This window comes from Variovorax sp. 05L425, from assembly GCF_056397705.1.
On the sequence record NZ_JBFTNY010000005.1, the window covers coordinates 151,990 to 166,005 of the forward strand.

Annotated in this window: 13 protein-coding genes; 6 read left to right on the forward strand and 7 right to left on the reverse strand. The window is 66.9% G+C overall.

Annotated elements, in window-relative coordinates:
• Positions 1-7: 7 nt before the first annotated feature.
• Together AC1DN9_RS08115 and AC1DN9_RS08120 are read right to left on the reverse strand one after the other, a co-directional pair.
• On the reverse strand, positions 8-3,307 hold the full coding sequence (locus AC1DN9_RS08115) for a carboxyl transferase domain-containing protein (RefSeq protein ID WP_478098976.1): 3,300 nt from the start codon (positions 3,305-3,307) through the stop codon (positions 8-10).
• 3 nt (positions 3,308-3,310) lie between these two features.
• Positions 3,311-4,924 (reverse strand): AMP-binding protein, encoded by a 1,614-nt coding sequence (locus AC1DN9_RS08120; protein ID WP_478098977.1) that lies wholly within the window; start codon positions 4,922-4,924, stop codon positions 3,311-3,313.
• Between the two features lie 75 nt (positions 4,925-4,999).
• On the opposite strand from AC1DN9_RS08120, the gene AC1DN9_RS08125 reads away from it, so the two are divergent.
• On the forward strand, positions 5,000-5,704 hold the full coding sequence (locus AC1DN9_RS08125; protein ID WP_478098979.1) for a TetR/AcrR family transcriptional regulator: 705 nt from the start codon (positions 5,000-5,002) through the stop codon (positions 5,702-5,704).
• Positions 5,705-5,717: 13 nt separating this feature from the next.
• Here the strand turns inward: AC1DN9_RS08125 and AC1DN9_RS08130 are convergent, their stop codons facing one another.
• Complete coding sequence (locus AC1DN9_RS08130; RefSeq protein WP_478098980.1) at positions 5,718-6,476, reverse strand: IclR family transcriptional regulator domain-containing protein; 759 nt, start codon at positions 6,474-6,476, stop codon at positions 5,718-5,720.
• Positions 6,477-6,623: 147 nt separating this feature from the next.
• On the opposite strand from AC1DN9_RS08130, the gene AC1DN9_RS08135 reads away from it, so the two are divergent.
• Genes AC1DN9_RS08135 through AC1DN9_RS08155 form a run of 5 tightly spaced genes read left to right on the forward strand, consistent with a single transcriptional unit; the run spans position 6,624 to position 11,332 of the window.
• The gene (locus tag AC1DN9_RS08135) at positions 6,624-7,592 is read left to right on the forward strand and encodes a Bug family tripartite tricarboxylate transporter substrate binding protein (protein ID WP_478098981.1); all 969 of its coding nucleotides are present in this window, start codon (positions 6,624-6,626) and stop codon (positions 7,590-7,592) included.
• A gap of 4 nt (positions 7,593-7,596) precedes the next feature.
• A complete protein-coding gene (locus AC1DN9_RS08140) occupies positions 7,597-8,841 on the forward strand; it encodes a Rieske 2Fe-2S domain-containing protein (RefSeq protein WP_478098983.1) in 1,245 nt (414 codons plus the stop codon).
• Between the two features lie 16 nt (positions 8,842-8,857).
• Positions 8,858-9,322, forward strand: a complete 465-nt coding sequence (locus AC1DN9_RS08145) for an aromatic-ring-hydroxylating dioxygenase subunit beta (RefSeq protein WP_478098984.1) — start codon at positions 8,858-8,860, stop codon at positions 9,320-9,322.
• A complete protein-coding gene (locus AC1DN9_RS08150; RefSeq protein WP_478098985.1) occupies positions 9,319-10,305 on the forward strand; it encodes a PdxA family dehydrogenase in 987 nt (328 codons plus the stop codon). Before AC1DN9_RS08145 ends, AC1DN9_RS08150 begins: the two co-directional genes overlap by 4 nt.
• Positions 10,306-10,309: 4 nt before the next feature.
• On the forward strand, positions 10,310-11,332 hold the full coding sequence (locus AC1DN9_RS08155; RefSeq protein WP_478098987.1) for a 2Fe-2S iron-sulfur cluster-binding protein: 1,023 nt from the start codon (positions 10,310-10,312) through the stop codon (positions 11,330-11,332).
• A 1-nt stretch (position 11,333) separates the two neighbouring features.
• Here the strand turns inward: AC1DN9_RS08155 and AC1DN9_RS08160 are convergent, their stop codons facing one another.
• From AC1DN9_RS08160 to AC1DN9_RS08175, 4 genes are read right to left on the reverse strand one after another with little or no spacing between them, the layout of a single operon-like run.
• Complete coding sequence (locus AC1DN9_RS08160) at positions 11,334-12,107, reverse strand: esterase/lipase family protein (RefSeq protein ID WP_478098989.1); 774 nt, start codon at positions 12,105-12,107, stop codon at positions 11,334-11,336.
• A 45-nt stretch (positions 12,108-12,152) separates the two neighbouring features.
• Positions 12,153-12,785, reverse strand: a complete 633-nt coding sequence (locus tag AC1DN9_RS08165) for a TetR/AcrR family transcriptional regulator (protein WP_478098990.1) — start codon at positions 12,783-12,785, stop codon at positions 12,153-12,155.
• A 29-nt stretch (positions 12,786-12,814) separates the two neighbouring features.
• Complete coding sequence (locus AC1DN9_RS08170; protein WP_478098992.1) at positions 12,815-13,291, reverse strand: phasin family protein; 477 nt, start codon at positions 13,289-13,291, stop codon at positions 12,815-12,817.
• A gap of 51 nt (positions 13,292-13,342) precedes the next feature.
• The gene (locus tag AC1DN9_RS08175; protein WP_478098994.1) at positions 13,343-13,891 is read right to left on the reverse strand and encodes a hypothetical protein; all 549 of its coding nucleotides are present in this window, start codon (positions 13,889-13,891) and stop codon (positions 13,343-13,345) included.
• Between the last annotated feature and the right edge of the window lie 125 nt (positions 13,892-14,016).

Genomic DNA, 14,016 nt, shown 5'->3' on the forward strand with positions numbered 1-14,016 from the left:
ATCCTCTTCACCAGGTGTCGACGTACGCCGCGGCCGGACGGCGCGACGCGGCGGACGAGGCCAACCCACGCACCAGCCAGGCCCGGGTGTCGGCCGGATCGATGACGGCGTCGATCTCCAGCGTCTGCGCCATGTGGATCGCCTCGCCGTTCGCATACTGCTGCGCAACCAGCTTCTTGAACAGCGCATCGCGCTCCGGCCCTTCGGCAGCGGCTTCGAGTTCCTTGCGGAAGCCCAGCCGCACCGCACCTTCGAGCCCCATGGCACCGAACTCGCCGGTGGGCCATGCCACGGTGAACACCGGTGCATCGAAGCCGCCTGCCGTCATCGCCTGCGCGCCGAGTCCATAACCCTTGCGCAACACGACCGCGAAATACGGCACGCGCAGATGCGAGGCCACCATGAACATGCGGCACACATGCCGCACCTGGGCCTGCGCCTCGACCTCCGGGCCGACCATAAAGCCGGGCGTGTCGCACAGCGCCACCAGCGGCAGGCCATGCGCGTTGCAAAGCTGCATGAATCGCGCGGCCTTGTCTGCGGCATCGACGTCGATCGCACCGCCGAGGTGGTGCGGGTTGTTCGCGAGCAGCCCGACCGGCTTGCCTTCGATGCGCGCCAGCGCCGTCACGATGCCGGCCCCGAAGCCGGCGCGCAGTTCCAGCAGCGAGCCGGTGTCGACCACGCCACGCATCGCGGCACGCACGTCATAGACACGCAGGCGGTTCTCGGGAATGGCGTGACGCAGCGCGCGCTGGTCGGCGCATTCCCACTCGCTCGTCGGACCTTGGAAATACGAAAGGTACTGCTTCGCGGCGGCCACCGCGTCGGCCTCGTTCTTCACGAGGATGTCGATCACGCCGTTGCGCGACTGCACGCTGCTCGGCCCGATCTGCTCCGGCGCGAAGGTACCGAGACCGCCGCCCTCGATCATCGCGGGGCCGCTCATGCCGATGTTGCTGGCTTCGGTGGCGATGATCACATCCGCGCAGCCCAACAGCGCCGCATTGCCCGCGAAGCAACGCCCGTGAACGATACCGACCACCGGCACCTTGCCCGAAAGCGCCGCGAACTGGCTGAAGGTGTGGTTGTTCAGGCCCGCGACGATGGGCATGTCGGTGTCGCCGGGCCGTCCGCCGCCACCTTCGGCGAACAGCACCACCGGCAACGCCAGCTGGTGCGCGATGCCCAGCATGCGGTCGGTCTTGTGATGGTTGCGCATGCCCTGCGTGCCCGCGAGCACGGTGTAGTCGTAGGACATGACCACGCAGCGCGATTTCTCGGGCCCGAACTGCTTCGCGTTGATGCTGCCGATGCCGGTCACCATGCCGTCGGCGGGTGTGTTGGCGATCAGGTCTTCGAGCGAGCGGCGGCGCGTCTGCGCGGCGATCGCCAAGGCGCCGTATTCGCTGAAGTTTCCCGGCTCGTCGGCCAGGTCGCAAAGGTCCGCGATGTTGGCGCGAGCGGTGCGCCCGCCCTGCGCATGACGCTTCGCCACCGCGGCGGCGCGGTTCTCGTCGAGCGTGAACGCGTGGCGCTCGATCACCTTCTGCAGGTCGGGGCGGATCTCGTCGAGGTCGCGCTCCGTGCGCGCTTCGGCTTCGATGGCATGCGCATCCACGGCCTCCAGCTTCACCAGCGACTGGCCTTCGACGAGGTAGTCGCCCGGCTCCGCCAGGAGCGCGACCACGCGCCCCGCGGCCGGCGCGTGCAGGAGATGCTCCATCTTCATGGCTTCGAGCACGCCGATCTGCGCGCCAGCCGGCACGACGTCGCCGACATCGACTTCGAATTGCATGAGCTTGGCCGGCATCGGCGCCTTGACCATGAGGCCGTCGTCCTCATCCTGCAACACGGCCTGCGCAGCCTGGATCGCCGCAGGACGCGCGTGCTTCGCGGCGGCCGCGTCCACTTGCGCGGCAGCGGCGAGCAGATCGGCCAGGTGCGCCTCGACGAATCGCGTGTGCACCGCCTGCGTTGCGAATTCCGGCCGCATCGCGATGGCCTGCAGCAGCGAGAGGTTGGTCGTGATGCCGTCGATGTGGCACTCCTCCAGCGCGCGCAGCGAGCGCCGCACCACGTCGGCAAAGCGCGCGGACGACGAGTGAACGATCAGCTTGGCAAGCAGCGTGTCGTAGTGCGGCGAAGGCGCGAGGCCGGCATAGCCATGCGTGTCGACACGCACGCCAGGACCGGCCGGAAGATCGAAGCGCGTCAGCGCGCCGCCGGATGGCCGCGCGTTGCCTTGCGCATCGAGCGTCTCGGCGTTGACGCGCCACTGCACCGCGAACCCGCGCTGCGGCGCTGTGCGGCCCGTCTCGACCGCAAGATCGGCAATGGTTTGCCCCATCGCGACACCGATCTGCAATTGCACGAGGTCCAGGCCCGTCACCGCTTCGGTCACGGTGTGCTCGACCTGCAATCTCGGATTGGCTTCGATGAAGACATAGGGCAGCGTCGACGAATGCTCGTCGACGAGGAATTCGAAGGTGCCCAGGCTCTGGTAGCCCACCGCCTTGGCCATGCGAAGCGCCGCCTCCGTGACCTGCTCGCGGAGCGCCTCCGGCAGCGAAGGGCTCGGCGCGATCTCGACCAGTTTCTGGAAGCGCCGTTGCAGCGTGCATTCGCGCTCACCCAGGCTGGCGACGGACTGTCCGTCGCCGATCACCTGCACTTCGATGTGGCGCGCGTTGCGCATCAAGCGCTCGACGTAGACGCCCTCGACGCCGAAAGCCGCCTTGGCCTCCGACATGCAGCGTGCGTGCGCCTCGGGCAGTTCGTCGGCATTCAGCACTGCGCGCATGCCGCGTCCGCCGCCTCCGCCGATGGCCTTCACCATCACGCCCGCGCTTTCGGCCTGCTGCGCAGCGAAGAAAGCCTGCGCCTCGGCCAGCGTCACCGCACCGACGCTGCCGGGCATCACCGGCACATCGCATTGCTCGGCCAGCGCACGCGCACGTGCCTTGTCGCCGAACAGCGCGAGCTGGTCCGGCGTCGGGCCGATGAAGCGCAGGCCGGCTTCGGCGCAGGCCTTGGCGAAGTCCGCGCGCTCGCTCAGGAAGCCGTAGCCGGGATGCACCGCATCGCAGCCGTGGTCGCGTGCAACCGCGATCAGGGCCGCCATGTCGAGGTACGCCGAAGGACCGGTCGCAGGCAATGGCACCGCGACGTCGGCCAACTGCACGTGGAGTGCCGATGCGTCGTCCTTCGCGTGGACGGCAACACTCTCGATGCCGAGGTCGCGCAGCGCGCGCACCAGCCGCACCGCTATTTCGCCGCGATTGGCAATCAGGACTTTCTTCATCATCTGTCAGTCTTTGAGGAGGCGGCGCAGTACTTTTCCGGCGCCGGTGGTTGGCAGCGCGTCGATGAACTTCACCGCTCGCGGCGCCTTGTAAGTGGCCATGTTCTCGCGCGACCAGGCGATCAGCGCATCGGCATCGAGTTCCGCGCCGGGCCTCTTCACGATGAAGGCCTTCACCACCTCGCCCTTGTCCGCATCGGGCTGCGCGATGACCGCGGCCTGCGCGACGGCCGGATGCTTGATCAGGATGGTTTCCACCTCTTCGGGGAACACGCTGTAGCCCGAGACCTTGATCATTTCCTTGAAGCGGCCGATGAAGGTGAGGTAGCCGTCGGCATCGAGCTTGCCCATGTCGCCGGTGTGAACCCAGCCGTTGCGCAGCGTTGCGGCCGTGGCCTCGGGCTTGTTCCAATAGCCCTTGAATGAGCCCGCGCTGGCGAGCACGATCTCCCCGACCTCACCCACCGGCTTGTCCTCGCCCGTGTCGGTGTCGATGATGCGAATCGTGACGCCCGGCACCGGAATGCCCTGCGTACCCCAACGCGGTGCGTAGTGCGGCGTGTAGGTGTCGCAGGTGTGGGTCTCGCTCAGGCCGTAGGCGGCCTCGAAAGAACTGCAGTTCTTCGCAAAGCCGCGCCATTGCTGCGCCAGCGGCTCGGTGAAGGCGATGCCGAAGCTGGTCACCGGATTCATGCGCAGGCTCGAGAGGTCGATGTTCGCGATGCCTTCGACCTGCATGCAAGCGACGTTCATCGGTGCGATGCTGTACCACCAGCTCACCTTGTAGCGTTCGATCGCCCGCAGCGCGGCGCGCGGCTCGAAGCGATGCAGCAGCACGGACGTCGCGCCGGTGAACACCGGCACATTGACGCCCATCAGCATGCCCGCGATGTGATAGAGCGGCGCGATCGAGAGCAGCACATCGCTGGCGGTGACGCCGTTGCAGTCCGCGGCGGCACGGGTCTTGAAGAGCGCGTTTCCGTAGGTCAGCATCGCGCCCTTCGGCAGCCCGGTGGTGCCGGACGTGTAGGTCATGAGCGCCACGTCATCGAGCGTGATCTCGACCGGTGCGGGATGCTTGCCGCTCTTCGTCACGGCAAGGAAGTCCTCGCAGCCGGCGGGCACACTGCGCGGCTCGCGCTGTGCCGCAACGAGATCGGCGGGCACGTCGAGCGTCGGCGTGACGGGCAGCAGATCGGCGTAGTGCACGACGAACACATGCTCCAGTGCACTCGCCGCGCGCACCTTGTCGACCACCGGCAGGAGCGACGACGCGGCAACGATCACGCGTGCCTTCAGGTCATTGACCTGATAAGCCAATTCGTGCTCCTTGTTGAGCGGGCCGCTCGGGCACACGATGGCGCCGATCTTCTGGATACCGAAGTGCGCCACGAGGTACTGCGGGCAGTTGTTGAGAAAGAGCACGACCGGATCGCCCTTGCGAACGCCGATCGCCTGGAGCCGCGCCGCGAAAGCATCGCTCGCGGCGTCCAGCTCGGCGTAGCTCGTCGCGTGGCCGTACCAGATGCAGGCCGGGTGATCGCCACGCTCGCGCGCGTGCGTGCGGAGGTACTCGTGCAGCGGCTGCTGCGGGCGATCGGGAAGCTGGGTTGTCTCCATGGCGTCACTCTCACAGGGTTATCGATAGGGCTTGGCCGCTTGCCATGGCCCCATGGTGCACCAACAATCCTACCCATGGGTATAACTTCGGCGACACGGCACAAACCCTCTCACCAACCCCCTGAGCGCGGCAATGCGCCTTCCGGGAGAACCGACCTGCCGCAGGGCACGGGACGGCAGCGCACCGCCACTGCCGGCACCGACGTGCAGCGCGAACGCATCCTGCAGGCAGCGGCGCAACTCTTCGCGGCGCAGGGCTATGCGAACACGACGATGGCGCAGATCGTGCGCGCGCTGGACGCCACCAAGCCTTTCGTCTACTACTACTTCCGCGACAAGCAGGAGATCTTCGAGACGCTGTCGTGGCGGCCTGCGGTCGATTGTTTCACCTCGACGGATTTCGCGCAGGACGACAAGCGCCGCGCCGTCGAGAAAGTCAAGGAAGGCATCGAACGCCTGATCCGCGCGACGGTCTCGCACCACCCCTGCGCCTTCTTCGCCTACAAGGAGCCGCAGGTCTATCGCCCCGAGTACATTGCTGCGCAGAAGAAGCTGGCCCATCACTTCTACGACCAGTTGTTCCCGCTGCTGGAGCAGGCGCGCGCCGATGGCGACCTCGATTTCGGCGAGACCAAGATCACCGCTTTCGCCGCGCTCAGCCTGCCGGGCTTTCTCTACAGCTGGTACCGGCCCGACGGCCGCCTGTCGCCCGACGAAGTGGTGGCGGAGCTGTCGAGGCTCGCATGGCGAGTGCTCGGCCTGCGCGAGCGCGACGGCTGACCGAAGCGCCGCCTCATTCGGGATAGAGCCGGCCAGTGAGCGTGGCGCTCGCCTTGCGCAGCGCCGGCAGGAAGGCATCGCGAAGCTCGAGCAGTTCCATCCGCTCGGCGCGCACGGCGATGCTCATCGCGGCCACCGTCACGCCGCTGCGGTCGAATACCGGCACCGCCATCGAACGCACGCCCAACTCCAGTTCGCCGTCATTGCCGGCATACCCTTCCTCGCGGCAGCGCGCGATCAGGGCCAGCACTTCGTCGGTCTCGAACACCGTGCGCGGCGTGAGACGGCGACGCGGCATTGCATGCACGCGCTGCGCTGCTTCGTCGGGCGGCAGGCTCGCCAGCAGCACGCGCCCGAGCGCCGAGCAATAGGCCGGCAGCCTGGAGCCGATGCCCAGCCCCGTGCTGAGGCTGCGCCGCGCGGTCGAGCGCGCGATGATGATGGCGTCGTCCTCCAGCAGCGTCCCGAGCGAGGCCGATTCGCGCGTGCGCTCCGAGAGCGCATCCAGCAGCGGCTGCGCCATCGAGGGCGTCGGCCGCGATGCGAGATAGGCGTGGGCAACGAGCAGGACCTTCGGCATCAGCCAGAAGCGCTTGCCGTCGCTGTCCAGGTAGCCCAGGGCGCGCAAGGTCAGCAGCGAGCGCCGGGCCGAAGCCGGCGACCCGCCGATGAGCCGCGCCACCTCCGACACCGTGAGGCGGCTGTGCTGGCGGCCGAAACAGGTCAGCACGTCCAATCCCTTTTGCAGCGACGCCACGAAGTTCTTGTCCACGGGCTCCAAGGCAGGAGCGGCAGGAGCGGCAGGAGTGGTATCGCTGAGGTGATTTTTGCGCATAGCGCAAATCTAGCTTGTTTGTCTTGCGCTGCGTCAAGACACTTCCCCCACCCCGATGAACGACTGACACGGAGACAGACACACATGTTCAAACACTTCGCCCGGCGCCTTGGCGCGGCTTGCGTGGCCGGCGCCTTCCTGGCGGGCGCCGCCGCGGCCCAGAACGGCAAACCCCTGAGGATCGTGGTTCCCTTTCCGGCCGGCGGCACGGCAGACATCCTTCCCCGCGTGGTGGCAGCCAAGCTGCGCGGCAGCTTTCCCGACGGCGTCATGATCGAGAACCGCACCGGCGCCGGCGGCAATATCGGCGCCGAGGTGGTCTACAACGCCCCGCCGGACGGCGAGACGCTGCTGGCTTCGCCGCCAGCGCCGATCGCGATCAACCAGCATCTCTACCGCAAGCTCAGCTTCGATCCCACGAAGTGGGTGCCCGTCACCATGATCGCGACGGTGCCGAACGTGCTGGTGATCAACCCCAAGCTGCCGGTGCACAGCGTGCCCGAACTCATCGCCTACCTGAAGGCCAATCCCGGCAAGCTCAGCTACGGCTCGCAGGGCAACGGCACCACGTCGCACCTGACGGCCAGCATGTTCATGCAACTGACGGGGACCGAGATGGTGCACGTGCCCTACAAGGGCACCGCGCCCGCGCTTGTCGATCTCATTGGAGGACAGATCGACGTGTTCTTCGACAACCTGAGTTCGTCGCTGCCGTTCCACCAGAGCGGCAAGTTGCGCATCCTCGCAATTGCCGACGAGCAACGCTCGCCCGCGCTGCCCAACGTGCCCACCTTTGCCGAACAGAAGTTGCCGGCCATGAATGCCGTGACCTGGTTCGCCCTGGTCGCTCCGCCCGGCACCCCAGCGGCCAAGGTGCAAGCCACGCAGAAGGCCTTCGCCGATGCGCTCGCACTGCCGGACGTCAAGCGGCAGTTTGCCGAACAGGGCGCCGAGCCGCGCGGTTGGGACAGCGCTCGAACCGGCCAGTTCATCCAGGCCGAATCGGCCAAGTGGGCCAAGGTCATCAAGAACGCCAACGTGACCATCGACTGACACCATGACAGACGCACTTCAATCCCAACCGATCCAGTGGGCCGGCCCCGGTCTCACGCGCATTCCCTTCGCGCTCTACAGCGATGCGCAGACGGCGGCAGATGAGCAGGCGCGCATCTTTCGCGGCGAAGTCTGGAACTACCTGTGCCTGGAAGCTGAACTGCCCGACGGCGGCAGCTACCGCACGACCTTCGCCGGCGAGACGCCCGTCGTGGTCGTGCGCGACGACGACGGCGAGATCTATGCCTTCGAGAATCGTTGCGCGCACCGCGGTGCATTGATTGCGCTCGAAAAGTCCGGCCGCGCCGAGAACTTCCAGTGCGTCTATCACGCCTGGAGCTACAACCGCCAGGGCGACCTCACAGGCATCGCGTTCGAGAAGGGCGTCAAGGGCCAGGGCGGCATGCCGGCAGGCTTCTGCAAGGAAGAACACGGCCCGCGCAAATTGCGCATCGCAACCTTCTGCGGCCTGGTCTTCGGCAGCTTCAGCGAAGACGTGCCCGGCATCGAGGAATACCTCGGCGACGAAATCTGCGCGCGCATCGAACGCGTGCTGCACAAACCGGTCGAGGTCATCGGCCGCTTCACGCAGGCGCTGCCGAACAACTGGAAGCTCTACGTCGAGAACGTCAAGGACAGCTACCACGCCAGCTTGCTGCACCTGTTCTTCACCACCTTCGAGCTCAATCGCCTGTCGCAAAAGGGCGGCGTGATCGTCGACGAGAGCGGCGGACATCACGTCAGCTATTCGATGATCGATCCGGCCGCGGAAAAAGATGCCTCCTACAAGGAGCAGGGCCTGCGCTCTGACACCGATCGCTATCGCCTCAAGGATCCGACGCTGCTCGCCGGATTCACCGAGTACGGCGACGGCGTGACGCTGCAGATCCTCTCCGTCTTCCCCGGTTTCGTGCTCCAGCAGATCCAGAACTGCCTGGCGGTGCGCCAGGTGCTGCCCAAGGGCGTGGAGCGCACCGAGCTCAACTGGACCTACCTGGGCTATGCCGACGACACGCCCGAGCAGCGAACGGTCCGGCTCAAGCAGTCGAACCTGATCGGCCCGGCCGGCTTCATCTCGATGGAAGACGGTGCGGTCGGCGGCTTCGTGCAGCGCGGCATCGCCGGCGCGCACGACCATGACGCGGTCGTCGAAATGGGCGGCGACAGCGCCGCATCCAGCGAAGGTCGCGCCACCGAAGCCTCCGTGCGCGGCTTCTGGAAGGCCTATCGCCACCACATGGGCAGCTGAAAGCGGAGCACCTTCAATGATCGACCTTCTGGCGCTCTGCGCTTTCAACGCCGCCTACGCCGACGCCATCGACAGCGATGCGCTCGAACGATGGCCCGACTTCTTCGCCGACGACGGCCAGTACCGCATCACGCACATCGAAAACGAGCGCGAGGGCCTGCCGGCCGGCATCGTCTACGCCGACTCGCGCGCGATGCTGGAAGACCGCATCGCGGCCCTGCGCGAAGCCAATATCTACGAGCGCCAGCGCTACCGGCACCTGTTGGGCATTCCCTTGCTGCTGAAAGCCGAAGACGACCACGCCGAGGCGCGCACGCCATTCATGGTGGCGCGCATCATGGCGACCGGCCAGACGGATGTATTCGCTACCGGGTATTACCAGGACCGATTCGTGCAACAGGACGGACGGCTGCGGCTGCAGTCTCGCGTGGCCGTGTGCGACAGCACGGTGACGGACACATTGCTCGCATTGCCGCTGTGAACGCGACCGCTCTGCCCACATCGACGCGCCGCCGGCTCGCGCTCGCGGCCGGCGATCCCAACGGCATCGGCCCGGAGATCGCGCTCAAGGCCATGGCGGCGCTGCCGGCCGAAGCGCGGGCCGGCATCACCTTGTACGGACCGGGCAGCGTGCTCGAGCGCACCGCTGCTGTTCTGGGCCATTCCGCGCTGCTTCGCGAACTGCGCGTCAACGATGTGGGCGAACTGCCGGCGGCGGTTGCCCGGCCCGGTCGCATCGAAGCGGCTGCAGGCGCGTCTGCCGTGGCGTCGGCGACTGCGGCGATCGAGGCGTGCCGGCGTGGTGAGGTCGACGCCGTGATTGCGTGCCCTCATCACGAAACCGCGATCCACCAGGCCGGCATCCGCTTCAGCGGCTATCCCTCGCTGGTCGCACGGGTCTGCGAAGTACCGGAAGACACGGTGTTCCTGATGCTGGTCGGCGGCGGCCTTCGGATCGTGCACGCAACGCTGCACGAGAGCGTGCGCACCGCGCTCGACCGGCTCACGCCCGCGCTGGTCGTCGCGGCCGCGCACGCCGGTGCTCGAGCCTGCGCCTTGTTGGGCGACCCTTCACCGTCGATCGGCGTTTTCGGCATCAATCCGCACGCATCCGAGGGCGGATTGTTCGGGCCGGAAGATGCATCCGTCGTCGAGCCTGCCGTGCGGACGCTCCAAGCCGAGGGCTTGCGCGTGGAAGGCCCCTCGGGCGCGGACATGTTGCTGGCGCAACGCCGCCACGATCTCTATGTCGCGATGCTGCACGACCAGGGCCACATCCCCATCAAGCTGCTCGCACCCAACGCGGCGAGCGCCCTCAGCATCGGCGCCGACGTGCTGCTCTCGAGCGTGGGCCACGGCAGCGCGATGGATATCGCCGGCCAAGGCATTGCCGACTGCACCGCGCTGCTGCGAACCATCGCGCTGCTCTCGGGCACGCCGGATCCATCTCTCTCAGAAAAGTGACCCCATGACTCATCGCGTGGCCATTGCGGGCAGCGACGTCGCGTTCGACTGCGCCGATTCCGAATCCGTTCTCGATGCCGCGCTGCGCGCAGGCATCGAGCTGCCCTATTCCTGCCGCAAGGGCGTGTGCGGCAACTGCGCCGGGCGGGTCGAATCCGGCGATGTGGCGGGCCTCGGCGGCGCATCGATGCGCAACGAGACTTGCCTGCCGGACCAAGTCCTCTTCTGCATGTGCGCGCCGCGCACGGACGTGACGGTCACCCCCGCCTCGTGGCACCGCGTGGACCCGACAGCGCGCAAACGCTTTCAGGCCAAGGTGTTTCGCAACCAGCTCGCGGCGCCGGATGTCTCGGTGCTGCAACTGCGCCTCCCGGCCGGGCAGCGCGCGAAATTCCACGCCGGCCAGTACCTGCAGATCGACGTGGGAAACGGCACCAGGCGCTGCTATTCGATGGCCAATGCGCCGCACGAGAGCGATGCGCTGACACTGCACATCCGGCACGTGCCCGGCGGCGCATTCAGCGCGCGCGTGCCCGGCTTGCAGCAGGGCGATCTGCTGGACATCGAACTGCCCTTCGGCGCCGTCACGCTCGATGGCGCATCGGCCCGGCCCATCGTCTTCGTGGCCGGCGGGACGGGCTTTGCGCCGGTCAAGTCACTCATCGACGACATGGCCAAGCGGCGGATCGCGCGGCCGATCACCTTGATCTGGGGCGCGCGCCAAGCCAACGGCATCTATCTGAGCGCGGCGGTGGCGCGATGGCAGCGCCAGTGGCCAGATTTCCGCTTCGTCGCCGCGCTGAGCGAGGACACGACGCAAGCGCCTGACGGCGCCTTCGCGGGCCGCGTCGACCAAGCGCTTGCCGTGCACTGCCCCGATCTGGCCGGGCACGAGGTCTACGCCTGCGGTTCGCCGGGCATGGTCCAGGCGGTGCGCGAGACGGCGCAACGCTGCGGCCACGACGCGGCCGACTTCCATGCAGATGTCTTCGTCGACGGACCCGCCGCGGCGACGCCCGCGCCGTAGTTCAGTGTGGGCGCGCGGGATCGGGATAGACCAGCGGCCCGAACGTTCCGCGATCGAACGGCTTCCAGCTCCCTTCGGGCTGGGCCAGCCGATCGGCCAGCGCGTAGAGCACCGCCGGATGCGCGCCGAGACCCAGGTGGCTCGCCACCACCTCGATGTTCTCCGATTGCGGCCCGGTTTCCTCGATGCTGCAACGCCAGGCAACGACACCGTCGCTGCGACTGAAGATCGACGTGGTCGGCACCGAAGGCGTCGGCTGAACGCGCTTCATGCGGCGCGGATCTTCCGAACTCTGGCCGCTCACGCCTTCATAGACCCGCCATGCGTTCGTCGCGCGAGCGCTGCCGGTGAATGGGCTGCCCAGCGTGACCACGCTGCGCACGAGGTCCGGCCTGCTCGACGCGAGCAGGCGCGCATAGACACCGCCCAGGCTCCACCCGACGAGGCTGACCTTGCGGCCGCTCTCGGCATGCAGCGATTCGAGCTTGCGCGTCATGCCGTCTTCCACGCCATCGCGCGGCCCGAGGTTGCGGCCCAGGCCCCAGCCGTGCGCGTCGTAGCCGCGGCTGCGCAGATAGCGCCGCAGCAGCTTGGTGGAAAGATCGCTCGCGATCAGCCCCGGCAGCACGAGGACCGAATGGCCGTCGCCGCGCGGCGCGAGTTGCAGCAGCGGCCATAGCGCCACGGCGGCACCGGCCTCCCAGAGGGCACGTCCTTCAGCAAGGAGCAGCAGCCGCGAAGGCGGCGCGATGGGTTCATGAGCGGCAGTCATCATCGATAGCTCCATTTGTCTTTCTAGCCAATCGGCCGACAGCGCCATTTATCCGAGGTATTTGCCTCGCAGGTAATCGAGGTAAGCCCTCGATTCGCGCGAGACATACGGAGAAATCAGCGTCAGCGTGTAGAAAGCCGCAAGCCCCGGATCGGCCTGCTGCAAGGCGTCACGGCCCGGCACGAGGCGCTCGAACGAAAGCCAGCAGGTCGTGGTGAAGACCATCTGAAGTGCCAGCATCTGGGCCTCTTCCGCTGTCGCCTCGATGACACCTGCGGCGACCAGCGTCTCGCACAGCGACTTGGCCGCCAGAAGGTTCTGCGCCGTCAGTGCCTGGGCGCGCTGGCCCAGCGCCGGATATTCGCTGGAAAGAAAGGCCATGTCGCGATAGACGAATCGATAGGCGTCGATCGCCTCGAAACGCAGATGCAGCGACAGCCAGAGGTCATCGATCGCGCGCACGTTGTCGACCGACGCATTGAGCAGCGCGAGGCTCTCCTCGAAACGCCGGAAAAGCCGCTCGACGATGAGCTGCTTGGCCTTGAAGTGGTAATGGAGGTTGCCGGGGCTGATTTCGAGCTCGGCTGCAATGCGGTGCGTCGACACCGCCGCGAGCCCCTGCGCATTGAACAGCGCAAGGCTGGTCTGCAGGATGCGTTCTCGCGTGTTGGAACTGGCCACGGGCTGAAGATAGCTCTGTCCGCCGGACCTCAGCGCTTGCGTCGACCGGATTCGATCCGCTCGACGTGTTCGAGCAGCAGTCGTATCTGCTCGCGCAGTTCCTGGAATTCCTGGGCGCTCGGCATGCCGAGGCGTTGCAGCGACGTCGCGACGCGCTGGTCGAACACGTCCTCGAACTTGCGGATGCCGAAGGTATCGAGGCCGGGAAACTTGCCGCCCGCCGGGTCGATCTTGCCGATGCCGAGGAGGCTTTCGATCACATTGGTCTGGTGCTTGACGACATCGTCGCGCACCGTGCCCAACGCCTTGAGGCCGGCTCGCAGCAGGCCTTTGGGGCCTGCTTGACCGGCTTCTTCCTTGGGTTGGGCCGCTGTGGAATCAGTGCCTGCGGCTTTCTTCGCCGCGGGTGTCTTGCGCGGTGCCGCCTTCTTGGCGGACACCGTCTTCCTGGCCGGCGATGCCGCCTTCTTCTTCACGCTGTCAGTTTCATCGCGGCGAGTCGCCATGCGTTGCTCCAGGGAACGTTACGGAAGAGAGGCGGCCGCCCGCCTCCGGAATCAGACCTTGCTGACGGCGCGGCTCGTGCGGGTTGCACGACGGGTTGCGGGCTTGGCGGCCTTCACGGCTTCTTCCGCAACAGCTGCTTCGCCGGCCACGCGGCTTTCGATCTTCTTGGCGCCAGCGGCGATCGTGTCGGCGATCTTCACCGAAACGTCGGCGATCGGCTGGTGAACGCGGTTGAAGGCGTTCACGACCGAGGCACCCAGGGGCGCCTCGACGCGGGCGGCGATGTTGGCGATCGATTCGATGCCGCTGGTCGCGCCGGTGGCAACGCGGTCCATCAGCGAGACGACGCGGCTGGTGTCGATGTCGAGACGGCTCGCGAGGAAGCCGGTCACCTTTTCTTGCGCGCTCAGCAGGCGGGCCTTGACGTCGTCGCTCACCATCGGCAGTTCGCGAGCGTCCAGGAACGCGCTGTAGCGCGAAGCGGCGCCGCCCAGCAGGCGATGCGCACCGGCACGGTAGGCGCTGACGAGGGTCTTGCCTGCGTCGTTGTACTGGCCGACGACGTGGATGGCGGCGGTGGAGATGTTTTGCGTGGACATGGTGGTTTCCTTTGAAGTTGATGAACGCGCCATGGATCCGACGCGATGGGGTCATCTTCTCCGTAAAGCCCTAGGCCTGAAAAACTAGAACGGTTCGATAGTTAGTCCATTTGCCCCAATTTCGC

Bases quoted from the DNA above. Each gene is read 5' to 3' on its own strand.
- AC1DN9_RS08120 (WP_478098977.1), bottom strand. From the start codon at position 4,924: ATGGAGACAACCCAGCTTCCCGATCGCCCGCAGCAGCCGCTGCACGAG.
- AC1DN9_RS08135 (WP_478098981.1), top strand. From the start codon at position 6,624: ATGTTCAAACACTTCGCCCGGCGCCTTGGCGCGGCTTGCGTGGCCGGC.
- AC1DN9_RS08155 (WP_478098987.1), top strand. From the start codon at position 10,310: ATGACTCATCGCGTGGCCATTGCGGGCAGCGACGTCGCGTTCGACTGC.
- AC1DN9_RS08175 (WP_478098994.1), bottom strand. From the start codon at position 13,891: ATGTCCACGCAAAACATCTCCACCGCCGCCATCCACGTCGTCGGCCAG.
- AC1DN9_RS08140 (WP_478098983.1), top strand. From the start codon at position 7,597: ATGACAGACGCACTTCAATCCCAACCGATCCAGTGGGCCGGCCCCGGT.
- AC1DN9_RS08145 (WP_478098984.1), top strand. From the start codon at position 8,858: ATGATCGACCTTCTGGCGCTCTGCGCTTTCAACGCCGCCTACGCCGAC.
- AC1DN9_RS08160 (WP_478098989.1), bottom strand. From the start codon at position 12,107: ATGATGACTGCCGCTCATGAACCCATCGCGCCGCCTTCGCGGCTGCTG.
- AC1DN9_RS08115 (WP_478098976.1), bottom strand. From the start codon at position 3,307: ATGATGAAGAAAGTCCTGATTGCCAATCGCGGCGAAATAGCGGTGCGG.
- AC1DN9_RS08125 (WP_478098979.1), top strand. From the start codon at position 5,000: ATGGGTATAACTTCGGCGACACGGCACAAACCCTCTCACCAACCCCCT.
- AC1DN9_RS08170 (WP_478098992.1), bottom strand. From the start codon at position 13,291: ATGGCGACTCGCCGCGATGAAACTGACAGCGTGAAGAAGAAGGCGGCA.